The organism is Pectobacterium quasiaquaticum (assembly GCF_014946775.2).
In the GTDB taxonomy this organism is placed as follows: domain Bacteria; phylum Pseudomonadota; class Gammaproteobacteria; order Enterobacterales; family Enterobacteriaceae; genus Pectobacterium; species Pectobacterium aquaticum.
The window spans coordinates 4,228,945-4,253,143 of record NZ_CP065177.1 but is presented as its reverse complement, the minus strand read 5'-3'; the positions used below and the strand labels follow the sequence as shown (position 1 = coordinate 4,253,143).

At 47.4% G+C, this 24,199-nt stretch carries 24 protein-coding genes; 8 read left to right on the top strand and 16 right to left on the bottom strand.

Features of this window, described 5'->3' with window-relative positions; genetic code table 11:
• Positions 1 to 30: 30 nt before the first annotated feature.
• The gene (locus IG609_RS19450; protein ID WP_193400267.1) at positions 31 to 1,005 is read left to right on the top strand and encodes a glycosyltransferase family 9 protein; all 975 of its coding nucleotides are present in this window, start codon (positions 31 to 33) and stop codon (positions 1,003 to 1,005) included.
• 8 nt (positions 1,006 to 1,013) lie between these two features.
• On the opposite strand, the gene coaD is transcribed toward IG609_RS19450, so the two are convergent.
• The 3 genes from coaD to IG609_RS19435 form a co-directional block, all read right to left on the bottom strand.
• The gene (coaD, locus tag IG609_RS19445; RefSeq protein ID WP_193400371.1) at positions 1,014 to 1,493 is read right to left on the bottom strand and encodes a pantetheine-phosphate adenylyltransferase; all 480 of its coding nucleotides are present in this window, start codon (positions 1,491 to 1,493) and stop codon (positions 1,014 to 1,016) included.
• Positions 1,494 to 1,532: 39 nt separating this feature from the next.
• Positions 1,533 to 2,810 (bottom strand): lipid IV(A) 3-deoxy-D-manno-octulosonic acid transferase, encoded by a 1,278-nt coding sequence (waaA, locus tag IG609_RS19440; protein WP_193399308.1) that lies wholly within the window; start codon positions 2,808 to 2,810, stop codon positions 1,533 to 1,535.
• Between the two features lie 696 nt (positions 2,811 to 3,506).
• Positions 3,507 to 4,298: a glycosyltransferase family protein gene (locus tag IG609_RS19435; RefSeq protein ID WP_193400634.1), complete on the bottom strand. Its 792-nt coding sequence runs from the start codon at positions 4,296 to 4,298 to the stop codon at positions 3,507 to 3,509.
• Between the two features lie 460 nt (positions 4,299 to 4,758).
• On the opposite strand from IG609_RS19435, the gene IG609_RS19430 reads away from it, so the two are divergent.
• Positions 4,759 to 5,520 carry a CatB-related O-acetyltransferase gene (locus IG609_RS19430; RefSeq protein ID WP_193400636.1) on the top strand — a complete coding sequence of 254 codons (762 nt, stop codon included), beginning with the start codon at positions 4,759 to 4,761 and terminating at the stop codon, positions 5,518 to 5,520.
• A 335-nt stretch (positions 5,521 to 5,855) separates the two neighbouring features.
• On the opposite strand, the gene IG609_RS19425 is transcribed toward IG609_RS19430, so the two are convergent.
• The 7 genes from IG609_RS19425 to rfaQ are packed head-to-tail and all read right to left on the bottom strand — an operon-like array spanning position 5,856 to position 13,027.
• Positions 5,856 to 6,851 carry a WaaS/CpsH family glycosyltransferase gene (locus IG609_RS19425; RefSeq protein ID WP_193400638.1) on the bottom strand — a complete coding sequence of 332 codons (996 nt, stop codon included), beginning with the start codon at positions 6,849 to 6,851 and terminating at the stop codon, positions 5,856 to 5,858.
• Between the two features lie 23 nt (positions 6,852 to 6,874).
• Positions 6,875 to 7,861, bottom strand: a complete 987-nt coding sequence (locus IG609_RS19420; RefSeq protein ID WP_193400640.1) for a glycosyltransferase — start codon at positions 7,859 to 7,861, stop codon at positions 6,875 to 6,877.
• A 17-nt stretch (positions 7,862 to 7,878) separates the two neighbouring features.
• Positions 7,879 to 8,892, bottom strand: coding sequence for a lipopolysaccharide 3-alpha-galactosyltransferase (gene waaO, locus IG609_RS19415; RefSeq protein WP_193400643.1), 1,014 nt, complete (start codon positions 8,890 to 8,892; stop codon positions 7,879 to 7,881).
• A 29-nt stretch (positions 8,893 to 8,921) separates the two neighbouring features.
• On the bottom strand, positions 8,922 to 10,004 hold the full coding sequence (gene waaB, locus IG609_RS19410; protein ID WP_193400645.1) for a lipopolysaccharide 1,6-galactosyltransferase: 1,083 nt from the start codon (positions 10,002 to 10,004) through the stop codon (positions 8,922 to 8,924).
• Positions 10,005 to 10,025: 21 nt separating this feature from the next.
• Positions 10,026 to 10,826 (bottom strand): lipopolysaccharide core heptose(I) kinase RfaP, encoded by an 801-nt coding sequence (rfaP, locus tag IG609_RS19405; RefSeq protein WP_110163100.1) that lies wholly within the window; start codon positions 10,824 to 10,826, stop codon positions 10,026 to 10,028.
• A gap of 9 nt (positions 10,827 to 10,835) precedes the next feature.
• Entirely contained in the window at positions 10,836 to 11,957 is a 1,122-nt protein-coding gene (locus IG609_RS19400; RefSeq protein ID WP_193400647.1) for a glycosyltransferase family 4 protein, read from the bottom strand.
• On the bottom strand, positions 11,954 to 13,027 hold the full coding sequence (rfaQ, locus tag IG609_RS19395) for a lipopolysaccharide core heptosyltransferase RfaQ (RefSeq protein ID WP_193400649.1): 1,074 nt from the start codon (positions 13,025 to 13,027) through the stop codon (positions 11,954 to 11,956). The genes IG609_RS19400 and rfaQ overlap by 4 nt, the downstream gene beginning before the upstream one ends.
• A gap of 356 nt (positions 13,028 to 13,383) precedes the next feature.
• On the opposite strand from rfaQ, the gene IG609_RS19390 reads away from it, so the two are divergent.
• Positions 13,384 to 13,608 carry a type II toxin-antitoxin system Phd/YefM family antitoxin gene (locus IG609_RS19390; RefSeq protein ID WP_039278698.1) on the top strand — a complete coding sequence of 75 codons (225 nt, stop codon included), beginning with the start codon at positions 13,384 to 13,386 and terminating at the stop codon, positions 13,606 to 13,608.
• Entirely contained in the window at positions 13,605 to 13,979 is a 375-nt protein-coding gene (locus IG609_RS19385; RefSeq protein ID WP_039278700.1) for a type II toxin-antitoxin system death-on-curing family toxin, read from the top strand. The genes IG609_RS19390 and IG609_RS19385 overlap by 4 nt, the downstream gene beginning before the upstream one ends.
• A gap of 2 nt (positions 13,980 to 13,981) precedes the next feature.
• Here the strand turns inward: IG609_RS19385 and IG609_RS19380 are convergent, their stop codons facing one another.
• The 4 genes from IG609_RS19380 to rfaD form a co-directional block, all read right to left on the bottom strand.
• The gene (locus IG609_RS19380) at positions 13,982 to 15,241 is read right to left on the bottom strand and encodes an O-antigen ligase family protein (protein WP_226373218.1); all 1,260 of its coding nucleotides are present in this window, start codon (positions 15,239 to 15,241) and stop codon (positions 13,982 to 13,984) included.
• 163 nt (positions 15,242 to 15,404) lie between these two features.
• A complete protein-coding gene (gene rfaC, locus IG609_RS19375; protein WP_193400651.1) occupies positions 15,405 to 16,376 on the bottom strand; it encodes a lipopolysaccharide heptosyltransferase RfaC in 972 nt (323 codons plus the stop codon).
• Entirely contained in the window at positions 16,373 to 17,440 is a 1,068-nt protein-coding gene (gene rfaF, locus IG609_RS19370; RefSeq protein ID WP_193400653.1) for an ADP-heptose--LPS heptosyltransferase RfaF, read from the bottom strand. Before rfaF ends, rfaC begins: the two co-directional genes overlap by 4 nt.
• A gap of 23 nt (positions 17,441 to 17,463) precedes the next feature.
• Positions 17,464 to 18,396, bottom strand: coding sequence for an ADP-glyceromanno-heptose 6-epimerase (gene rfaD / locus IG609_RS19365; protein WP_193399295.1), 933 nt, complete (start codon positions 18,394 to 18,396; stop codon positions 17,464 to 17,466).
• Positions 18,397 to 18,638: 242 nt separating this feature from the next.
• Between rfaD and IG609_RS19360 the strand changes: the two genes are divergently transcribed.
• Positions 18,639 to 19,835 (top strand): glycine C-acetyltransferase, encoded by a 1,197-nt coding sequence (locus IG609_RS19360; RefSeq protein ID WP_193399294.1) that lies wholly within the window; start codon positions 18,639 to 18,641, stop codon positions 19,833 to 19,835.
• A gap of 10 nt (positions 19,836 to 19,845) precedes the next feature.
• Positions 19,846 to 20,877, top strand: a complete 1,032-nt coding sequence (gene tdh / locus IG609_RS19355) for an L-threonine 3-dehydrogenase (RefSeq protein WP_193400240.1) — start codon at positions 19,846 to 19,848, stop codon at positions 20,875 to 20,877.
• 182 nt (positions 20,878 to 21,059) lie between these two features.
• Here tdh and IG609_RS19350 read toward each other — a convergent pair whose 3' ends face one another.
• Positions 21,060 to 21,719: a TetR/AcrR family transcriptional regulator gene (locus tag IG609_RS19350; protein WP_205562367.1), complete on the bottom strand. Its 660-nt coding sequence runs from the start codon at positions 21,717 to 21,719 to the stop codon at positions 21,060 to 21,062.
• Between the two features lie 122 nt (positions 21,720 to 21,841).
• On the opposite strand from IG609_RS19350, the gene IG609_RS19345 reads away from it, so the two are divergent.
• Together IG609_RS19345 and IG609_RS19340 are read left to right on the top strand one after the other, a co-directional pair.
• Complete coding sequence (locus IG609_RS19345; protein ID WP_193400238.1) at positions 21,842 to 22,735, top strand: NAD(P)/FAD-dependent oxidoreductase; 894 nt, start codon at positions 21,842 to 21,844, stop codon at positions 22,733 to 22,735.
• Positions 22,736 to 22,790: 55 nt separating this feature from the next.
• Positions 22,791 to 23,171, top strand: coding sequence for an antibiotic biosynthesis monooxygenase family protein (locus IG609_RS19340; RefSeq protein ID WP_193400236.1), 381 nt, complete (start codon positions 22,791 to 22,793; stop codon positions 23,169 to 23,171).
• A gap of 80 nt (positions 23,172 to 23,251) precedes the next feature.
• On the opposite strand, the gene IG609_RS19335 is transcribed toward IG609_RS19340, so the two are convergent.
• The gene (locus IG609_RS19335) at positions 23,252 to 24,199 is read right to left on the bottom strand and encodes a divergent polysaccharide deacetylase family protein (protein ID WP_193400656.1); all 948 of its coding nucleotides are present in this window, start codon (positions 24,197 to 24,199) and stop codon (positions 23,252 to 23,254) included.

Genomic DNA, 24,199 nt, shown 5'->3' with positions numbered 1-24,199 from the left:
GACGATAATGCTTATTAAGGGAAAGGAAGTATGCAGCGCATTTTGTTGATAAGAATCGATTTTCTAGGTGACATGGTATGCACGACAGCATTGATTCACTCTCTGAAAAGAAAATGGCCGGCTGCTGAAATTCATGTATTAGCGAATAAATATAATTCATACGCGCTTGATGATAACCCTGGCGTAGAAAAAGTACATCGTTATGTTTATAGCAAAAGCCGAGAGAGAAATAATCGCAGTGGTTTAATCGGCTCATTAATCGATAAATTTCTTTTGATTATGCGCTTAAGGCGTTTGAATTTCGATTTGCTGATTATTCCTAATGGCGGAATGAATAAGAATGCAATCCAGTTTGCCAGATGGATGAATGTTCCTGACTCGCGTTGGCACAAGGCTGAGACAGAGTTTGACGACCGCAATACTGAACATGTTACCAATCGACCAATAAAGCATGAAGTATTGGCGGGGTATGATTTAGTGCCTGAGCTTGGTGTAACGAGCACTGACGAACTAAAGCTTTATATTTATCCTAATCCAGAATTAAAAAAACAATGGTCAGAAAAATTAGAAAATAACGGCAAAGCGAATATCGGGTTTTTTATATCAAATAAAGCATATGAACGTCGCTGGCCGTGGGAAAACTGGTACTCACTTGCTAAGTTACTCGGCAATGATTTCAATATTATTATTTTTTCTAGTCCAGGTGAGAAGCCGGAGCAAGATGCACTTAATGGCATTACGGTTCAGTGTATCGATACTGGAACAGTGCCTGATCTTATCGCAGCGATGAGCCAATTAGATCTGGTGGTTTCGGCTGATAGCGCACCTGTTCATCTTGGTGCGGCGTTGCAGATACCGGTTGTCGGTCTGTTCGAAGCAAGACCAGAGAAATATTTGCGTTGGTATCCGATTGGTGTCAATCACGTCTTGCTGCATTCAGGCAAATGCATCGACAGCATTAGTGTGGCTGATGTCAAAGAGGCCGTCATTTCTCTTATCCCGTAAACGGATTATCAGCGGAGCTTTTCCAGTAAGGCACTAACGATGGCATCGGGTAAGAAATGCGATACGTCACCGCCGTGACGAGCCACTTCTTTGACCAGAGAAGATGAAATAAACGACCACTCTTCTGATGGCATCAGGAACACGCTTTCGAGAGTAGGCATCAGGTGGTGATTCATTTTTGCGAGCTGGAGTTCATATTCGAAATCGGCAACGGCTCGCAAACCACGCACAAGAACATTCGCGTTTTGCTGTTGTGCGAAGTGCGCCATCAGGTTGCTAAAGCCGATGACCTCAACATTCGATAAATGCTGCGTTGCACCCTTTGCCAGCGCGACGCGTTCATCCAATGTGAAAAGCGTATGCTTGCTCGGGCTGGCAGCGATGGCCAGCACCACATGATCGAACAGTCGTGATGCACGCGTCAGCAGATCCAGATGACCATGGGTTAATGGATCGAACGTTCCAGGATAAATCGCTTTGATTGTCATCACGTTAGCCCTTCATTTACTGTCTCGGTAGCGACTGCTTTACTGTGTGCGCTGGGGTAAATAAGGTTCCAGTAGCGTAAGCAGCATCTGTAGTGCACCCTGATTTTGGTGTAACACTTCCACGGCATGTCGACCATAGTAGAGGCGATAGTCTTCGTCAGCGAGCAGTTTCCCGACTTCTTTTCCAAGTGAGTCTGCATCGGTCACAGTAATCAGCCCGTCTGCCTGATCGAGTTTGTTGCAGATGTCTTTGAAATTGAACGTGTGTGGCCCCATCAATACCGGAATAGCATGCGCTGCCGCTTCTAGCGGATTATGTCCGCCTCGTTCAACCAAGCTTCCACCGACAAAAGCCAGATCGGCGATGCCGTATAACAGCATCAGCTCGCCCATGGTATCCCCGATAACCACCTGCGTGTTTGCAGGAGGCTGTTCACCACTGCTGCGCAGCGTGTAGGTGAATCCCAAATTTTCTGCTAACGCCTGCGTGGTGGAGAAACGTTCTGGATGGCGAGGCACAAGAATGAGGAGTAAGTCAGGGTAGGTGGCAAGCAGTTGTCGGTGAGCAGCCAGAACAATCGCTTCTTCACCTTCGTGCGTACTGGTGGCTATCCATACCGGACGGTGTGGCGCCCATTGTCGACGCAATGTAATGGCTCGTGCTGCCAGTTCTGGCGTCACGGAAATATCAAATTTAAGGCTGCCAGTCACTTTCAGGCTGGAGCGCTTCAGACCAAGATCGATAAATCGATTCCCGTCTTCCTGATTCTGTGCAGCGACGAGGGTAATGCGCTGCAAGATATGGCGCATTAGCTTCCCGATCTTTTTGTAACCCGCTGCAGAGCGTTCGGACAGTCGGGCATTCGCAATAACCAACGGAATGTCGCGTTTATGCAGTTCCGCGATCAGATTTGGCCACAGCTCGGTTTCCATAATAATGACGATTTTCGGACGAACCTGATCAAAAAAGCGCTTCAGGGCACAGGGTAAATCATAAGGCAGGTAAACGTGATAGACCGTATCGCCAAACGCTGAACGCACGCGTTCGGAACCGGTTGGCGTCATGGTTGTCACGGTGATCGGCAGATTGGGATAACGATGGCGTAGCGCTCTCACTAAGGGAATGGCGGCCAGCGTTTCCCCCACCGACACCGAATGCAGCATGATACCGTCTGGTTTAACCTTCTCTGCACAAAAGCCGTAGCGTTCAGCCCAGCGTCGACGATAGGCCGGAGCCTTACGGCCACGAAGCCACAGGCGAAGCCAAATCAACGGTTGGATGAGGTACAGGATGATGGTGTAGAGAGTTTGTAACATAAGATCTACTGTTATCGGTTATCGCTAGGGGGATTTTATCGGGTAAATAAGAGCAAGGCTATGGATTTATTGAGATGTCCCTGTTAATTAAGCTGTAAATACACATGAAAATGTAAACTGGTGACGAAAGTATGGTAAATATACCTGAGGTGGTTAGTTGATTATTTGCATAAAATAACTATTTATTCTGCAAATCCGAAATTCTTTTCTGGAAATATTTATTCATCACCTTAATTAAAATTGGGATTTTAAATTTTCTGGTGTTATCACCACGCTCCAATTTTAAATTGTTTACTTGTAAGTAACGGGGGCAGGATATTTTTTTATGACAGTGTGGGCGGTGGCGTTATTCTTAAATGTGCGTACTCGCGAGTTCTGGTAACGTCTTCTGAGTTATCAGTAAAGTTGATGATAGCGTTGTTGCACTGCATTATCGACGATACCTATCGTTTTCAAGAGATCGTGCCGCGATTCGATATATCGGCCGATGATCTGATTGGCTGCCTGAACGTGAATGGTATACCCATGCGCGATACAGACAACCCCACGTCATCACAAAAAGGAGCATCTCAGAATAATATCTCCTCGTAAAGTGGGATCCCGCCCTGCCCTATATCATGAGGGGGAACCCTTATCACGCCGTGTAATGAATTCAATAAAACCAACATAAATATGCTATTGGTAATTACCAGCAGATTAGTTTTTTGTCCGCCATGAATTAGAGTTGTTATTTTTATAATAAGCTAAACTCTGTTCTTTATTCATAATATCAATATCAGGATGCCAGGGTAAATGGGTGACAGAATAACGACCTGCAACCCTTATTGCATCGAGTAAATTATTGAAGTAATATTTTTTATTATAGATGGCGAATGTTGTATCAATGGGGGCAGCATATAACTCAAACTGATCGTCGTTAATTTGCATATTCCAAAATCTACTTTCCCATTCGGCTACTGTAAATTTTTTAGGCGCAACATAAAATGGTTTGCGTTGTTTAGGTGTTGTCATGTATAAATCCTTTCCTATTTCTTTTGAAAGTGATAAAGCACAACCCACCTTATATATTTCATATTTTTCCGTCAGGTTAATAAAATCTTCCACAAAGCTTTCAGGAATATTATCCTCAAACGCCAAGTCAGGATCGGTATAACCAAAGAAATTAGGTAACGTCTCATAAAGCGGAGACATAAAACCTACTCTGTATCCAAAATTAAATTTCCCAAAAATAACTCGTGCTTTTTTACTGTCGTTTAAATTGTGCAGTGCCTTACGTGAATCACTGTCTGTTGAATTATTATCAATGATTATTGGTACGACCCCCAATCTATTAAGCTGCAAGGTCATGTTTTCCACATACACATAATTATTATATGATATTATTATTATTGGAACATCAATGCCATTTATCGCTGTTTTTAGCTCAGAGGCCATCTCACTCAATGCTTTGTTTTTAATGTAATCTCTTAATTTTTTCCAGAAAACCATGAACTCAGCCTCTCAATAAAAATCCATACCGATCCCAGCAAGCTAGTATAATTCGCCGTGTTGAATCTGGAAAGTGTTCTATACCCGTCATACTCAGTATAGGTTTCGATTTGTCCTGGTGGTCACTGCGAACCCGAACGCCATCAATTGCACCGTACTCCCTCCGCTTTAATGCTCATACATCACGATGTACCGGTAGATGTAAGTCAATGCCGAGGCCCGTGTTTTCCGATTCAGCCCATCAACACCGTTAAATGAACGAAAGACCAATCCCAGGGGGAAAACCGTCGGGTGTTAAGGACGCGTGAAAACGTGTACCGGATGGCAAAAGCGCAACGCCCAGCAAGGCGGCCAGGCAGAACAATAAACTAACAGCCGAGAGAAACCTTATGACATTAACGCAATCTTGGCGTTATACTGACATAATATTTACGTTTTAAGGCCGGTGGAGCAAAAGCAGATGGATCCTTTTAAATTTAGATGGACGAAACGTCACGACGATTTTTGCATCTCAGAAAATATTTTTCTTCAACAGCCATTCAATATTAAAGGTGTTTATAAAACCAGAAATCTGCTGTTATTTCAAAAAGGCTCGAGCGTTAAAATAACCCAGAACGTTTGGGTTGAAAGCTTTGCCACTATGCCCCAACGTAGTTTTTGCTCAATGGGTGCGTTTTCCTATGCTAACAGTCGGTTACGTGGTGACACTCAGATAGGCCGATTCTGTAGCATCGCAGGGGGAGTAAAAGTAATGGGGCCTGACCACCCCACCGATCGATTTACCAGTCATTTGTTTACCTATATAGATGTTGAAGCCAAAATGGCCAATGTAACGCCAACTGAATATGATAAATTACATCGGCCTGCACCAATAATCGGCAACGATGTGTGGATTGGTGAAGATGTGACCTTGAAAACAGGGATTACAATTGGTCATGGGGCTGTTATTGCTGCGAGATCTGTGGTCACGAAAGATGTTCCCCCCTATGCTATCGTTGGTGGAGTTCCAGCAAGAGTAATTCGATTTAGATTTGAGAATGATGTCATTCAAAAGTTATTATTGCTCGAATGGTGGAATTACAAACCCTCTGACCTTCCTCATCAAAAAATGGATATCAATGAATTCGTGGAGAGCCTTGAAAAGAAAATCTCCATGGGTGATATATCTAAGCAAGAATACAAAAAAATCCATTTATCAGATGTTTTTAAATCATTGTGTTAATTTTTCTTTTAGGAACGTAGTCAGAAGTATGCGTACGAGAAGGCGATTAGCGCACAGAAGATAACGAAGAATATCCGTATTGATGGTGGTAAAACCGGGAGGGGGCTACTCCAGCGATGGCGACAGGGAGAGCCCTACAGCCCCGTACATAGCCAGAGCATCGGTGGAGTTAAGGGTAAAGTAGAACGGTGTAAAGGGTTTGAAGTATCGATATTGGCTATTATTCGATCATCGCTGGGGGGAGTAAACGGTGGCTGGCGGTAAAAGCGTTAAATATGTCATCATAAAACATCTTCAATGCGCCAATATCACGCCTCACATTTTTCGCAGGGTAATCATTTTTCTAAATGATTAATATCAGCCATGATTGTGTTGACCATATAATCAGCGCTGTATTTATTCGCTATTGAATCTAAAGTAGGCGTCGTTTTTGCGTTGAGGAAGTTAGGTAATGATTTTATATCATCGTGTGATAATATAAAAAATCTGTCTGGATTATAAAAATCATATTCCATAATGTGTACATTATTGGTTATTAATTTTTTATCAAAGACCAGCGCTTCTATGGCACGTAAAGTGACACCCTTCTGTCCTGCATGATTTATTTCTATGATGACGTCGCTTCTAATCACTTTTTTTACATTCTCATCATAGCTCAGAGATTCATTTTTACAGAATGACGGGTAATTTTTAGATTGTTTTTTCTTGTCGACTAAATAAAAATCAGATTGGTAATTGACACTGTTTAAACAATCATAGATTTCATTAAGATAAGTTTCTCTTTCCTCTCTATATTCACCAATAAAAAAACAAGATTTCTCATTCGAGAATGTTGAATTTTTGTCTTTCAAAATATCCGAGATATTTTTGTTCGTGTAGGGTAAAAATTGATTTAGAAAGGTTAGATTGAATTTTTTGCAGTCATCAGGATCGAAACTATAGATTATATCAAATTGATCCCGAACGGTATTGATGAAATCATTTTTTGGAAGGAGCCATTTTTTATTTTCCTTCATCCCTTTTTCAAGATGAATGATGGTATCTCGAATGATCAACACCTTCTTGCAGTCGATGCTTTTTATTAAATCCAGACAGCCTAAAACACTAAAGCCATTGCAAATAATCAAATCATCGTGCTTTATTTCTCGCAGCTTTAGAAAATGATGTATTTTTACGAATAATTTGTTGCTGATGCCGATTTTTTTTAATTTAATATTGTTTTTTGTGAAGTGTTTCATCACGTTGTTTTTTTCTTTTATGCCAAGTTCTGATAAATTTGCAAGCATTAATTTTTCATAATTAGCATTCCACTCAATAAAGTAGATATTCATAAAATATTCTCTGGAGTGAAAAATTATTTTAAATAGTAATAGGCAATTCTAGCAAGAATACCATCCAGAAAGTGATATTTTCTAAATGCATGCTTAGATTTTTTCTTCCATTGTAATGCATTTGCTGGCGTTAGCAGTTTGACATCATGCCATGTGGATGCCTTGTAGGCGGTTTGGAAATAAATCGTTGATGGATATTGTCCCCATGCGCTCCACGGTTTTGTCGTACCGACATAATGGATAAATACACTTTCGTCATTAATAATGTTTTTAAATTTCAGGTGAGTCTTATCTTGAAGCTCGCTTTTGATACTGTAGATACAATTGAACTTTCGCGGTAAGAGAACGGTTTTACCACACAACAGAATATTAAGGGCATCTTGATCTGGATATTTTAGGGTTGTGTTTTCTTTAATAAACGCCAAGGTTCTTTCAGTGAGTTGATTCGCTGTCCAGTTTTTCAGGTGCGTAAACATTACGCCTGAATTGAAGTAATCAGTCTTCATTGCTGGGTTTTCTAAGCGAAGTGCGCATTGTTCTTGGATTGAGCTAATATCTGGTACTACTGCGCATATTTTGGTTTGAAAATCGAGAGTGGGTAATTCTGCCAGATTATTCTTACACATAACATCAGCATCAAGATATAATAAAGTATCCAGCTTATCCGTAAGATAATCAAAGGCTATAAGGCGAAAATAAGCAGAGCAAGGCCATTTATCTTGTGGTAAATCAGCTAATAACTCGGTATTAACTTTATAGATATGAATATTAACATGATACCGATTCGCCATGGCTTCAAAGCGGGACGTGATATCACTGTCAATATAGTCTGTGAAAAAATGAAATGCCAGCGGGATATTAGTATTGATGACAATCGACGTTGCGGAAATAGCGGCACCTAACATAAAATTTTTATCTATGCCGTAGGCAACATTAAATAACGTGCTCGCAGAGTTGCTACCAATAATATCAACTGTTCTTTCTATAATGGCTGATTTATCAAAATACATATTCACTCTCTTGTGTATTATCGAGCTAGTAGTTTACTCGTAAAATACTTGGCGTAGCTCATTAGCGATGGAAGTATATTCCCTTTATGAGCATAATGCTTGGCACAGTATCTCAGTTGGGTTGACGATTTTGCCTTTTCCAACGGTGAGTTTTCCCAAGGAGAATGTGATTTTGCAATTTGAAAATAGTGGCTGTTAGGATAATTAGCCCATTCGTGCCAAGGTTTTGTGGGCCCGATATAATGAATAAAAATGACGTTATCTGCAATAAAATGCGTCGTATCTTTATTTAGTTCGTAGTTAATACTATATTGATTATTATATTTTTTTGTAAGGAACAAAATTTTATCAACAAACAATATGTTTAAAATATCTTGATCTAAAAATGAAATTTTGTTTTTAACTTCATCACTGTCAAGCAGAACCATGGCTTGACGACTAATATCTTCTTTTCCCCATTGAGAAATATTTATCAATAGAAAACCTGCATTAAAATAACCAGCACTGATCCGCTCATCTCCCAGCGCCTGTGCACGTTTGGTCCACCACGGGTTCTCGCCTTCAGTTACTACTGCGGCAAGATGATTCTCCAGTTTCAGTTCAACTAATTCATCTACGTTTCCGTTACAGATTATATCTGCATCGAGGTAAAGAATTTTATCTTTTAATTCGTAAAAGTAGTCGGCAATGATAAATCTGAAGTATGTAGCGTAAGACCAGTTCTTTGTGCTGGGAAGTGACTTTAGTTCGTCACAATTCACAATATAAATTATGATTTGAGTATTGTATTGATGACTTAGTTTAGTGAATTCATCTCTATTTTTTTTATCAAAAAAATCAGTGAAAACATGAAATGTGAAATTTGTTTGCTTATTGTTCAGTAAAATGGATGCTATAGATATCCCGCAACCAAAAATGAAGTTTTTGTCAATTCCATAGGCGATGTCTAGCGTTTTTTTCGACGCGTCTAAAGATATATTTTCGTTTAAAATAAACTTATTGATAATAACTGTTTGAGGGGTAAAATACATGCTTTCACCATTATACGTTGTGCAATTAATTATTTTTGTGATGCTGTGTTTATGACACTTTTAAAGGTACGATAATAGTTATCATCATAAAAATCATGAATAGAGATTTTTATTATTTGTACATCAGGTGTCTCCCTACTCACAATAATTGAAGAGAGAATCGCTTGCAAAGCGTTCAGATCCCTCACAGGATAAAGCTGCCCATTGATGCCATTCCTGATGATATCTTCCGGCCCAGAAGGGCAATCACTGCTAACACAATAGATACCATAAGACATGGCTTCAAGTAACGTCATGGGTAGCCCCTCAAAGGCAGAGCTCATGACGAACGCGGAAACATTTTTAATATTATTTTGTACATATTCCCATGGCGCTGCATGCCAACCGTGCCAGTGGATGTGTGCGGCAATGCCCAATTTTTTAGCATACTCCTGACACGTCTGAGCATCAGAGCCATCACCAATAAAATGGCATTCCCAATCGCCTGTCAGCCCAGAAAAAGCGTCCAACATATCTTTGAGGCGTTTTTGCCCTTCAAACTTAAGCCGTCCGACGTAGACAAATACGGCTTTTTCCGCCTCGGAGGGAGGGGGGATCACCGTGGTTTGTGGTGTCACTGGATTGAAAATGACCGCAACACGATCGGCAGGAACGCCGCGATCGACCAACTGTTGTTTGATGCCGGAACTGATCGCCAAGTGGTAATTGGCAGCCAACACGTGCTCTGAATGCTTTTTATGGTCAAGTGAATAGTGTATCCAAGAGACCAGCGGCAATGTTTTCTTGCTTGCGCGAATGGCTTGTGCCGCTACACGGCATGAAGGTGAATCAAAGGCAATGACGACATCCGGTTGGCTCTGTTTAATATGATGTGCCAACGCACTGGCATGACTCAGTCGACGTAGAAATGAAATCTTGATGCTTGAACGGTGGCAAACGAATTTTTTCCCTTCGAGCCATGCTTTGTCCATGCGGTCATCGCGACATAAAAAATATAGGGTGTAGTCGTTTTTTGTCTCGACGTCATTTTCAAGAAAACCCGTTACTTTTTTCAGCACGGTTTCTATACCGCCGAACCCAGAAGTGGCTTCACCAACAAATAGTATGTTCATAAGTGTTATCAGGCTAAGGCCTTACAAAGCCTTGCGCTCCGTTCGCACGCGAATCTTTTCTGCCTTTACACGTGCTTGTTGAAATAGAGGCTGTTCGTGTTGCAGTGTTGTACGCAACGTTTGCCGATCAAAATAGATCGTTAAAAACCACAGTAAATCGTTTTTGGTTAAACCAATGTCGGTCGATGAAAAATAGAGGCCAATAAGATCTTTATTCCGCCAGCGCAGAGGAACACGATCGCGAAGTTGTGCTCGATGTAAATCAATAACTGAAATTTTAAATTGCGTGTCTGTGGGTTGATAAGGCAGATGCAGTAAAAAATGGCAGATATAACAATCGCGGTGATTAATCCCCGCAGCGTGCATGTCGCGTACCATTTCTGCAACGCGACGGATAAGCCGACGTTTTTCTTTCACAGAGGGCGGATTAGCCAGCCAGTTTGCACAATAGTCTTCCAGACTCATCGAAGGGTTAAGATCTTCGGTAATGATGAAAGAATGACGTCGTAGTGGGTTTAACCCACGTTGGCCGAATCCAATACCCTTCATGGTATCTACACCCAGATCTGCCAGACGATGGATGGCTTGCCATTCACGATCGGCACCGAGTACGGGCAGTCTGAGTGATAGCAAATTCTTTAACGCTTCTTTGAGCGCGGTGCCACGATGTATTTTGATGAAGTAGGATTTTTCTTTTAGTACAAAACGTAGCGTCCGGCGACTTTCCAATGCGCGAAAAACGTCGCCATCCAATTTTTCAACTTCTTCGAAGGGATCGCGATCTTTCCATTCCGATGCAAACGGCTCTTTTAGTTCAATCATGCTGTTTATTCACTCATCACTGCCTGAAATCAGCATCGCTGCTTTTTCAGGCAGGCTGTATAAATCTTCGCTATCGGCGAAATGGCGGGCGTTGTTAGCCCAGTTCAGTAATGTTTCCGGCTGATTCAGAGCATCATGTAGGGCCATGTTCAACGATGTTTGTGCATAAGGTGAAGGGATAACAGCCCCTGCCCGCGCCTTGTCGATATAGGGCGCGTAGCCACACACGTCAGTCACCATCACCGGTAGTCCAGCGGCTATCGCTTCAAGTAGTACAATTCCCGCAGCTTCCTGGTAAGCTGGATGCATCAACAGGTCTGCTGCGGCCATGAAATCAGGAACATCGCTACGCCCAGCGAAAAAACGCACGTGCTTATCAATCTCTAACTGACTTGCCAGCGTCTGATAGCGGTCGGGTTTATCTTGGCCGACAATCAGGAAAACGACCTTTTCCCGCAGCGCTTGCGGCAGGCTGGCAACAGCACGCAGGCTGCGCTCGACGCCCTTACGTTTAAAATCTGAACCGACTTGCAGCAGTACTAGGGCGTCTTCTGGGATATTTTGCGTGTGACGAAAGGTCTGACGAACGTCGGGAGGCTGCTGGTCATATTTTCTGTCCAGCGCAATGCCCGGCGGTAGAATCAGGAAACGCGCATCCTGCGTACCATAATGTTTTTTAAAATCTGCAATCTGGCGCTGAGTCAGCATCAGCATTTTGGTTTTCGCGCTTGGACTGAACACCGCCTTTTCAAAGGCGGCATAATGCCTGTAGCGTGGCATTAAGCGGTAGATTGCCCCTTTCTCTTGCTCGACTTTCTCGGCATAACAAACGTCGGCAGCATAGTAGAAATCCAGCCCTGGCATTTTATTAAAACCAACAATCCGATCGACAGGATAGTGTTGGAGATGGCACTGAACCCATTCACTATAACGCTGATTTCGTCGGTTATTGCTCATACCCGATACGGGAACGACAATAATCTCAAGGTTATCTGGCTGCTCACCTTGCCAGGATAAAACATAGACGCGGACCTGATGTCCCAGCTTTACGCAAGCTTGAGCAATACTATAAAAATCACGTTGCAGTCCGCCGAAAGGGAAATATTTATACAGGCAGATGGCAATATTCATTGCACTTCCTCGTTTGTCGAACGATCTGCCAATAGACTATTTACCGCTTGAATAACCTCTTGTGCAGGGATGCAGGAAAGGTATTTTTGGTTCCTATCGAGATTTTTTCTTTCCGGCATCGGGTGATAGTCCCCAGCCCAAATAACGATACTATTGTCAGACCAGGGTCGCCATTTCTTGTGATCCGTTGGCCCAAACAGACAAACTACTGGGGTATCGAGCGCAGCTGCCATGTGCATGGGAGCAGAGTCGACACCGAGATAAAGTTTGGCTCTATCGATTAATGCGGCGAGTTCCAGAAAACTGGTTTTACCTGCAAAGCTTATATTCGGTTTGTGCTTGCATAGAGCATGGATATCTTGAACAACATGAAGATCGTCCTGAGACGGGCCGCAGGTCAGTACCACTTCGATGCCTCTTACTTTCAGGTCGTCGATGACAGTCGCAAATTTATCATTGTCCCAGCATTTAAAAGACTGTCTCGCCGTAGGCTGGATGACAATATAAGCTTGCTCACGTAGTTGTGGAGAGAGACTGAACATACGATCGGCATCTTCCTCTCTGTAATACAGCGACATCCGATCTTTTTGCGTGGTCGGCTGTAAGTCGAGAGGAGAAAGCACGGAGCGGTTTTGCTCAACAATATGCGTTCCCTTTGCTGAAACGCAGGTGCTGAAAAATGAGCGCCACATCTTTCCCTTCAGATTATCGCCCCGATCGAGAGCAATGCTGTGACATCCCAATGATTTTACCAGTAGGGCAATCGGCCACTGGTCAGCTAAATTTACGATCAGATCGTAATTGTTTTGCTTAAGTTCGTGCCTGATTTCTTGGAAATTACGGATCTTTTCCAAAAGCGTGCCAGTCTTTCTTTTGAGGCCATAAAGCTGATGTATCTCTGGATTGGCGGAGAGAATTGGCATCGTATCCTGATACAGCAATACATCGATTTTGGCGTCAGGGTAATTGGCTTTCAGCGTGCTGATGAGCGGAGTGGTCAGCAGCATATCGCCATGATATCTGAGCTTTACCACGAGAATCCGGTGATAAGGGATGATGCGTTGACTCACTCGTTTTCCTTCATGTCATCAAAAGGTTAATTTTTACAGGCACGCTACCGCCTTGGCTCAACAGCGACCAAAAGGCTGATCCTATCCATGTGGTGTGACAGCATGGATAGCTAATTTTTCCGCTATGGTACTAAAACCCACCCCCCTCTCACAGTAGTAATTACTATTATATCCGTCATCTTGAAAGCTGCGCAGAGGTTACCTTTACCCACAGATTTCCGACTACCGCTGGTTTTTTGTTGTCATGCCCTCTCTCGTTTGTCGAAAAGATGTTGAGCGCATTGAATTGACAATTATACCGACTTAATTGTACAACTTAATTGAGATTAACCCGAAGCAATTTAAAGGAACATGCTATGTTGACCATGACTTTCTCTGATGTTCGTCAGAAATTTGCCAAAGTTCTGGATACGGCTATCACGCAGCCAGTGACGATTACCCGTCGTTCAGCGCCAGATATGGTGGTCATCACGGCGGCACAGTTTGCAGAGTTGCAGCAGGCTAAATTTGAGACTTCCCTTACCAAGGTAATGAGTAAGCCAAAGAATCAGGCGCTGTTTAAGGAACTCGCTGATAAATGATCTTCTTCTTAACCGTTGAACAGGTCATCGCTATTCACGACAGCCAGTTAGAAACCTATGGCGGTTTGGCAGGGTTTAGGGATATTGGTTTGGTGGAAGGTATGGTTGCCCGCGTTGAGAACCTTCACTCATACCAAGGTGAGAATGACCTACACGTGCTTGCCGCGTCGCTGTTGCTTTCGATAGCGCGCGGGCATGGCTTTAATGATGCGAATAAAAGGACTTCGGCAGCCGCGGCTATGGTGTTTCTTGATATGAATGGCGCATCAATGACTCCGTCAGAAAACTTTGCTGATTTCGTGGTAATGGCTGCACAAGGGGGTTACGACGTGCATACCGTAGCGGAAGCATTGAAAAAACTCGCCGATTAGGATCATTTCTGCTTTAACCATTTTCCAGTCAGCGTTGTGCCAAGACAAAACGCCATCAGCCACGCAATCAGCATGTCTCGTGAATAGAGAATGACATCGCTAAGTCCATACATCAGCAAGGCAAAAAGCAGCGCAGCAGAGAGGTGGCTGCGTAGAACAAAAAACGAAAAATAAAATAGGGAGGCATAAAGCAACACTAGCAATATTGCTCCCGGTAATCCCTTAAGGGAGAAGGCATCAATCACTTCGTTATGCAGATGGACATTCAAATATCCCAACGCGCCGGATAACTCAGACTCTTGCTTTGCTTGTGTCATGATATGTTCTGCACGCTGTTCGGCGGATTGTCCGAACAGGGCTTCTTCTCCTGCCTCTATACCTGATTGGTACATCGCAATACGCGCACCCACCGAGGTCATGCTGTTGTCCATACTATAGCTGTGTATATCGTTGATCAGGTCGTTGACACGTTGATAAAGCGTATTCTGGAAGAGGAATAAACACAGGAGAAGCGTGGCGGCTGAGCCGACGAATGCTTTAATAAGCAGGCGTTTATTATGCCTGACTTCTGACAATAAAATGGTCGCGCCGACAATCGGGTAGACGAATATCGCTGCCCGCGTCTCTGTTAGCAAAATAGCCACCATCACTAACAGAAAATGCCCCAGATAAAGGTAATATTTATGCGGTGAATCGAGTTTGAGCAGTGCCTGTGCGCTTAAGGCGCCGATGAACGTCAGAAAATAGGCTGCGCTAGTGGCCGTGCCAAATACCAGCCCAATGCGATGCATTCCACTGAACCATGCCTGATAAAATGCATAGCCTAACGCTAGCACACAAATGACGAGCATATAGGCATGTAACCGTTGTAGCTGACTCTTTTGTGAAAGATGCAAGACCGTTAGCAGGGTAAAGGCACCCAGAATACTGGCATGAGCGGATGTCCTGTAGGCGTTATACACATAAGGTAAAAGGCTATCGGGTTGATAATAGTGGTGATACCAAATGAGATTGGTCAAGCCGATAGCCAGCAGGCAAAGTGGAATTAGTAATAGCCGCTTAGCCGCTATTACTGTTCTTAAGTGTGTCGCCACATAAAAAACAGATAGCGAGCCCGTGAGATAAAAAAGCCACCCGGCAATAATGCTACTAAATGGCATCACGGCTAATGTGAGTAAACAGCCGGGGAAAACCGCTTTAAGCGCGACAGCCGAACTTATGCTGGGCGTTTTTCCCAGTTCGTACCTTAATTCATTGAGCATGTATTTGTTCACAGTCGGGAGCGATATCACTCGCCTGATGCCGGTAACTCTATACCCGTCATACTTCAAGTTGCATGTGCGTTGGCTTCGTTCACTCACCCGAATCACTTACCTGAGTAAGCTCATCGGGATGCCTTCTCTTGCCGCCTGCCTGAAACTCGAATTATTTAGTGTATATCAGCTTCTCTAATTTCTGATGGACGAGGCTAGCGGGAATAGTCTCCATTTTCTGGCTTTCAGACATTTCCACCACCTGATTCATTCCGTAGCCGCCAATCAGCCCTGGGTCGGTTGGCCCATATAAGGTGATATTTGGACGATCCAGCGCTGCCGTCAGGTGGCTAAGCCCGGTATCGACGGAAACGACGACTTTGGCGCCAGCTAATACCTCGGCGACCTGTTGCAGCGTGAGGCGTGGTAAGACGTCAACATGCGGAAAGCCTTCCGCCAGCCGTAAGGCGCGCTGGTGCTCATGCTCCGCTCCCCAGGGGAGTTTGATGCGTAATCCACTCGGTGCTAATAGAGCAATCAGTTCACGCCAGTGTGCTTCCGGCCAGTGTTTTTCATCACGCGTCGTGGCGTGGAGAAACACCAGATAGCGGTTGGCGTCTGCGGGCGACTGAGAGAGGAAGCGTGAGGCAATCGCATAATCGCCGCGCTCGGTGGGTTTCCGATAGTTCAGGCTGGCGGCAAACAGCTCCCGTACGCGCTCGACGGCATGCTGCCGACGGCTTATTGGGTGGTGGTAGTTATAAAACCAGCTTGCCAGTGGTTCACGCGCACTTTTGCAATCCAATCCGTGCTTCTTTCCGTTGGCGAGTCGCGTAACCAGCAGCGCGCTTTTAATCAGCCCTTGCGCATCAATCACGGCATCATAGCGGTGCTGGCGTAGCTGGCGTTTAAATTCCGCACGTTCCTGACGCACCGAGGCACTGAACCAGCTTTTGCGCCAGCGGCGTATTGCGACGGGAATTACGCGAGAAACCGCTGGGTGCCAGTTTGGAATCTGCGCGAAACCTTCTTCAACCACCCAGTCGAACTGGATACCGGGAATAGCCTGCATTGCATCGGTTAAGGCGGGCAGCGTATGCAGCACATCGCCCATCGACGATGTCTTCACAATCAGCACTCTCATGCGTCCGCTCCCGGAATGAGACTTTCTCTTGGAACGATATAGTTATCCAGCGCGCTGAGTACGCGTTCGGGCTGAATGTCGATCAAACTCTGATGATAACCCTGTTCGGCATCGCCTTTGCGCACCCGATGATAGCCGGTAATCAGGCGAATCACCTCGGCCTGATGGGACAGCGGCGGGGTAAAATCGGGGCTGCTTGGGCCATAAAGCGCGACCAGCGGACGATGAAGTGCCGCCGCAACGTGCATGAGCCCAGAATCGTTGCTGACGACGGCGTGGCAGGCGGCAATGAGCACTACCGCCTGTTCCAGCGAGGTTTTCCCCGCCAGATTAGCGCAATGCTGTCGTGCCTCTTCCGTTAATCCTTGAAGGATATCGTCACAGGCCGAACGGTCATTGGCCGAACCGAACAGCGCTATCTGGTAGCCGCGCTCGATCAGTGATTGTGCCAACGCCGCATAGTGATAATGCGGCCAGCGTTTGGCGGGGCCGAACTCGGCACCGGGGCAAAAGCCGATGATGGGGCGCGCATCGCTGAGATCGAAGGCCTGCATCATGTCCACAATTTCGGCCTGATTGACCTGCAACTGTGGCCACAGTAAGGGCTGCGGTAAGTCTTCGGCCCTACGAATACGATTACGATCATAGGCTAACGCGGTATAGCGCTGAACCATCAGCGGAAATGCGGCTTTATCCAGCACGCGTACGTCGTTCAGCAGCCCGTAACGCATTTCGCCACGCCAGCCTGTACGCTGCGGAATGTTGGCAAAGTACGGGACCAGCGCGGATTTAAAGGAGTTAGGCAGCACGTAAGCGCGGTCATAGCCCGCATCGCGCAGCGATACGCCAAGACGGCGACGTTCGCCCAACTCTAGTGCGCCGTGACCTAGCGGCATGGCTAACGCCTGATTGACTTCCGGCATCCGTGCCAGCAGCGGACTGCACCAGGCTGGTGCCATCACGTCAATGACCGCTTCCGGGTGTTCAGCCTTCAACGTGCGATAAAGGCTGTGCGACATCATCATATCGCCGACCCAGGAAGGGCCGATGACCAAAATTTTCATACCGCTTATGAATCCTTATCCGATTAAACGGTACGGTTCAGCCAGGCCATATATTCCGCTACGCCTTCGGCGACGGTTTTGAACGGCTTGTCATAGCCTGCGGCACGCAAATTGGTGAGGTCGGCTTGTGTATAAGCCTGATAGCGGCCTTTCAGCTTCTCAGGGAACTCGATGTATTCCACGCTGCCTTTTTTATGGAAAGCGAGGGTGGCGTCCGCGACAGCCTGGAAGGATTCGGCGCGACCAGTACCGCAGTTGAAGATGCCGGAAACACCGTTTTGCCAGAACCACAGATTGACGGCCGCGACATCACCGACGTAGATGAAGTCACGTTGGAAGTTCTCGCTACCGGAGAACAGCTTCGGATTTTCACCCTGATTGATTTGGTTGTTCAGATGAAACGCGACGCTTGCCATGCTGCCTTTGTGACCTTCGCGCGGTCCGTAGACGTTGAAATAGCGGAAACCGCAGATCTGCGATTCAGCTTCTGGAAGAATTTCACGCACGTACTGGTCGAACAGGAACTTGGAGTAGCCATAGACGTTCAGCGGCTGCTCGTATTGACGCGCTTCGATAAAGTTATCGTTGCGACCGCCATAGGTTGCGGCAGAAGAGGCATACAGGAACGGAATGTTGCGATCGAGGCAGTAGTGCAGCACGTCTTTAGAATACTGATAGTTGTTATCCATCATGTATTTGCCATCCCACTCGGTGGTGGAAGAGCAAGCGCCTTCATGGAATACGGCATCGATATCGCCCAGATCGTCACCTGCAACGATGCTGGCGATGAAATCTTCTTTATCCACGTAATCTGCGATGTCCAGATCGACCAGATTGGCGAACTTGGTGCCGTCTTTCAGGTTATCGACAACCAGAATGTCCCGATAGCCGATGTCATTCAGAGATTTTACGATATTGCTGCCGATAAAACCGGCACCGCCAGTAACGATAATCATGGGCGCGACCTTTATTAATCTTGCCGGTGAGGCACCGCGCCCCACACTGTTTATGACCGCTATAATAGCATTTCATTTTACCGCAAGCAGCCAGAGCTTAATTTATCCCGTGTTGCTCCCACGTTTTTAAGATGATTCAGGCCGTGACGAAGCCAGCATTTTCAGACTGTTTACCCCGCATTTCTGCCCACATCCGCTAGCTTAAAAACCATAACGCAATCTTTTTATGGGAGAGTGACGCTATGCCTGCCGCGTTTTATCAACAACTTACTGCACAAATTATGGCTGCACGCACCGAAGGCGTGTTCAAGGAGGAGCGCATCATTACCTCTGCGCAGCAGGCTGAAATCGAGGTGATGGACAGCAACCGCCTGCTCAACTTCTGTGCCAATAATTATCTTGGTCTGGCGGACAGCCCTGAGCTGATTGCCGCTGCAAAAGCCGGATTGGACAGCCACGGTTTTGGTATGGCTTCGGTGCGCTTCATCTGTGGAACGCAGGATATCCATAAAGCGCTGGAGCGTAAGCTGGCGGAGTTTCTGGGAATGGACGATGCGATTCTCTATTCCTCCTGTTTTGATGCTAACGGTGGGCTGTTTGAAACGCTGATGGGGCCGGAGGATGCGATTATTTCCGATGCGCTCAATCATGCCTCAATCATCGACGGTATTCGGCTATCGAAGGCGCGGCGCTACCGCTATGGCAATAACGATATGAGCCAGTTGGAAGCACAACTGCAACTGGCCAGAGCGGAAGGGGCAAGACACGTCATGATCGCCACCGACGGCGTTTTCTCGATGGATGGCGTCATTGCCGATTTACAGGGGATTTGCGATCTGGCGGATCGTTATGACGCGCTGGTGATGGTGGATGATTCGCATGCGGTGGGATTTGTGGGCGAACAAGGGCGCGGAACGCATGAACGCTGTGGCGTGATGGAGCGCGTTGACATCATCACCGGGACGTTAGGCAAAGCGCTGGGTGGCGCATCGGGCGGTTATACGGCGGGCAAGCATGAGGTGATCGACTGGCTGCGCCAGCGTTCTCGACCCTATCTATTTTCCAACTCGCTCGCCCCTGCCATTGTCACCGCGTCGCTCAGGGTATTGGACTTGCTGGAACAGAGCGGCGAACGGCGTGAGCGTCTGTGGACAAATGCCCGTCTGTTCCGTGAAAAGATGACGGCCGCAGGGTTCACGCTAGCGGGAGCCGATCACGCCATTATTCCCGTCATGTTGGGTGAGGCACAGCTGGCACAGGATTTTGCGCAGGCGCTACAGCGGGAAGGTGTTTATGTCGCCGGCTTTTTCTATCCCGTAGTCCCCCTCGGTCAGGCGCGTATCCGCACGCAAATGTCGGCCGCCCATACGCCGCAGCAAATCCAATTTGCCGTCGAGGCTTTTATCCGCGTGGGCAAACGTCTGGGTGTAATCATCTGAGGAAACCGTCATGAAAGCATTGGCAAAACTGCGGCCGGAAGAGGGCATCTGGATGGTGGACTCGCCCACGCCGGAGCTCGGGCATAACGACATCATGATTAAAATCCGTAAAAGCGCGATTTGCGGAACGGATGTGCATATCTACAACTGGGATGAATGGTCGCAGAAGACGATTCCCGTTCCGATGGTCGTCGGGCATGAGTACGTTGGAGAAATTGTCGCTATCGGTCAGGAAGTTAACGGTTTTCATATTGGCGATCGGGTCTCTGGCGAAGGGCACATTACCTGCGGCTACTGTCGCAACTGCCGTGCCGGTCGACGTCATTTATGCCGCAATGCTATCGGCGTCGGGGTAAACCGCCCCGGTTCATTTGCGGAGTATCTGGTGATTCCTGCCTACAACGCGTTTCGCATTCCCGACAATATTTCTGATGAGCTAGCCGCCATTTTCGATCCCTTCGGCAACGCGGTGCATACCGCACTGTCCTTCGATTTAGTGGGGGAAGATGTCTTGATCGCCGGCGCAGGGCCGATAGGCATGATGGCGGCGGCGGTATGTCGCCACGTTGGTGCAAGGAATGTCGTGATTACCGATGTGAATGCGTATCGTCTGGATCTCGCCAGTAAAATGGGGGCCACGCGCGCCGTCAATGTGTCAGAAGAAAAGCTGGCGGACGTGATGATCGAGCTGGGTATGACCGAGGGGTTTGATATCGGTCTGGAGATGTCGGGTGCGCCATCGGCCTTTCGTGCCATGCTGAAAGCGATGAATCACGGTGGGCGCATCGCTATGCTGGGTATTCCGCACGAACCGATGTCGATTGACTGGGGAGAGGTGATTTTTAAAGGGCTGTTTATCAAAGGAATCTACGGACGGGAAATGTTCGAAACCTGGTACAAGATGTCGGCGCTGATTCAGTCTGGACTGGATTTGTCACCGATTATCACCCACCGCTTTCACATTGATGAATTTCAGAAAGGGTTCGATGCCATGCGCTCGGGTCAGTCGGGCAAGGTGATTCTCAATTGGGATGAGACATAACCCTGCCGAAGCGAACCCGCACTATAACAGCAAAGTTGTAATGTCTGTTCTGGGCTAAGTTAAGATGTCCGTTACGTAGATTCACCATTAAGAGATTCTGATGACGGTTCATGCAGCTTCGATTTGTGAAATCGGAATCAACATTCACCTATTTTGAAGCCACGCGAGGCTATGGGGCAAGGTCACAACCGCGATATTGCATCCTGGGGGCCACTGTGCGCGACGATGAACATGGTGACGGCCGACCGACAATACGATTCGATTTCGTTGTCGTCCTCTGCTCTGGTCTCATCGAAGCGCGCGATAATCAGAAGGTCGGAGCCTTTGAAAAGCGCGGCAAACAAGCGAGCAGACTGAAGAGGATCGGGAACATTCAGAAGCGTCTTCGCGTGCAACTGACGCAAAAGAGCTTCGATTTGGGCGATGACATGAGCGGGACCGGCTTCATAATGGAGCCTGCTTAACGACTTTTGATTCGTCTTGTCGGCCATAACCATGGCTTCTACGCTACTAACGTCGGGTCTCAACAACGTGCGCAGCAGTAATGATCCCACCGCCATCAGTTGATCTTCAACCGAACCGTCGACGCCTTCAAGAAGGGCCTGCGGTGCAAACAACTGATGACAACCGGACACGATGGCCGCTCTGAACAGTGCCTCTTTATTCTCGAAATGCCGATAGATGCTGAGTTTGGATATCTTCGCCCGCTGGGCGACCTTGTCCAGGGTCGTCGCCTGAAATCCCAATTCTACGAAGAGTTCGGAGGCGGCCTCGACGATTGTCTGGCCAAGCGCCTCGTTGACAGGTCGGCCCCGCCGAGTCGGGTTGTTTTTATTGGTCACTATAAATACAGTCCTTGACAGTATCGTAATTATTTAATTACGATACCACGCAGTTTCATAATTTTGCAAGGTGTGCTAGAGCTAGCTCATCTCCTTACATCCTCAACACGGAACTCATCACCATGAATGACGTCATCATCATCGGAGGCAGCTTTGCCGGTCTTGCCGCCGCCCTGCAGCTTGGCCGTGCCCGTCGCAAGGTTACAGTCCTCGACACTGGCCGGCAACGTAATCGCTTTGCTGGCCGTTCACATGGTGTGCTCGGCCACGATCACAAGCCGCCGCAGGACATCCTAGTCGAGGCACGGCAGCAACTGGCACGTTATCCAACGATCAAGTTGGTCAATGCGAGGGGCGAGGGCATATCTGGTACCATCGACGATTTCTGCGTCGTCACGGACGATAACGAAAGCCTGAGGGCGCGCCGCTTGATTCTGAGCTATGGCGTTGTTGACCAGATGCCTGATATTCTTGGCTTTGCTGAAGGCTGGGGCACATCTGTCATCCCATGCCCCTATTGTGATGGCTTCGAAGTCGCTGACCAGCATTGGGGCCTCGTCTGGTCTGGTCCGCAATCGATGAATCAGGTCAGGCTGTTTCACGACTGGACCGACAGGTTGACTGTCTTCAGCAATGGTCACGACATCACCCCCGATATACGGGCCGATCTGGCGGTCCGCCAGGTACCTCTCGTTGATGGTCGGATCACCGAAATCGCGCGTCACGGGAGCCATAGTGCCACCATCAGGATCGATACCGGTCCTGATGTCGCAGTCGATATCCTGTTCGCGCATCCGCGTACCAGTCCGTCCGCAAGCCTTCATGACGCACTGGGCCTCGCCACGGTCAATACGCCAACCGGTATCGCCCTCAGGACCGACGAGCGTCGTGAAACCAGCATGCCAGGCATCTACGCCGCTGGTGACCTTGCCAACCCCGGCATCCCCTCGGTCACCACGGCAACATGGCAGGGCGTAATGGCGGGTATCTTCGTTCAGCAGTCAATGCTCGCCTGAGTGCAGGTAGCATCGATCACCCCAGTTCAATTTCACCATAGACAGGAGCGCCACCATGGCCGCCATAAAACCATTCAAACCTTTAGACGAGAAATTTCCATTTGACCGCCAACTCGGTATCGCGGCCGCGCCTCTCGTGCTCATCAACCTCTTCACGGTCGTCGATCTCGCCGACGAAGCGGGCTTTCTGGACGCTTTCAGGGCGGCTGCAGAAGTCATAACGAAGGCACCGGGCTTCATTTCCATGCAATTGCATCGGGCGATCGGCGATAGCCCGACTTACCTAAACTATGTAATGTGGGAATCCACCGAAGCGGTCCGCGCCGCCTTCGCTGATCCCGTGTTCCTCGCGAAACTTCCAGCATATCCTTCATCCGTCGTGGCAAGTCCGCACCTGTTCCAGAAGGTCTCCATCCCCGGCTTCTGCATGGCCTGATTCCGGAAATATGGCAAAGAGCGGACATCCGAACTTAGCTTTGACATGCGCGATGGCAAAAGAGAAACGCGCGCCTGACATTACGGTTGTTTGGATGCTTCGGTCGCGGCTGGCGCAATCCAGGTCTGCCAGCGGTGCTTGATAAATAGCACGGGGGCGCTTTCCCGAATGCTGCTGCTCACCAGCTTGAAGAACACATCGTTCTTCACCGGTTCCGGCGGCTGTTTGACTTGGCACTGCGGTATACCGCGGAACGGATTACGCGGTTTGACTGGCTGCGGCGGCTGAGGCTCATACTGCCGCGTCGGCTCATTAAGCAACTGGCTGGGGCGGACTAAGACAATATCGGCATCCAGCGTGGGCAACATCTGCTGTAAGACGCGGATGGTTGCAGGATGTGGATGCCCGATAGCGATGGCGGAACCGCTGCGGCGGGCGATTTGCACCGCGCGGGTAAACTGTTTGCGAATCTCGGCTTCGTTTTGCGAATCATCCAGAAAGACTTTGCGTTTGATAACTTTGACGTTCGTTCCTGCCGCGGCCTGGCTTGATTGGCTGCTGCCAATGGTCATGCTATCGAGGAAATAGAGCTGGTAGGCGCTCAGCGCCTGCATGACTTTTTGCATACCCGGCAGACTGGCGGTCATCGCGCTGCCCATATGGTTATTCAACCCCACGGCGTAAGGCACGTTATTAACCGATTGGCGGATAATGCGCTGAATTTCTTCGCTGCTCATGTCAGGGCGTAATGTATCGCGCTCCAGCGGCTGCTTGCTCATCGGTGCCATCGGCAGATGGATCAGCACTTCTCGTCCTTGCTGATGGGCTTTGGTTGCCATTTCACGGGCGTACGGCGCGTTGGGTAATACCGCGACGGAAATCGCTGTTGGCATCGCCAGAATCTGGTTTTCATTATGTGGACGATAGCCGAAATCATCGATGACGATGGACAGTTTTCCGGCCAGCGCCAAAGGAGACAGGGCGAGCAGACTCAACGCCAATAACGGTGTTTTGGTTAAATAAGACAA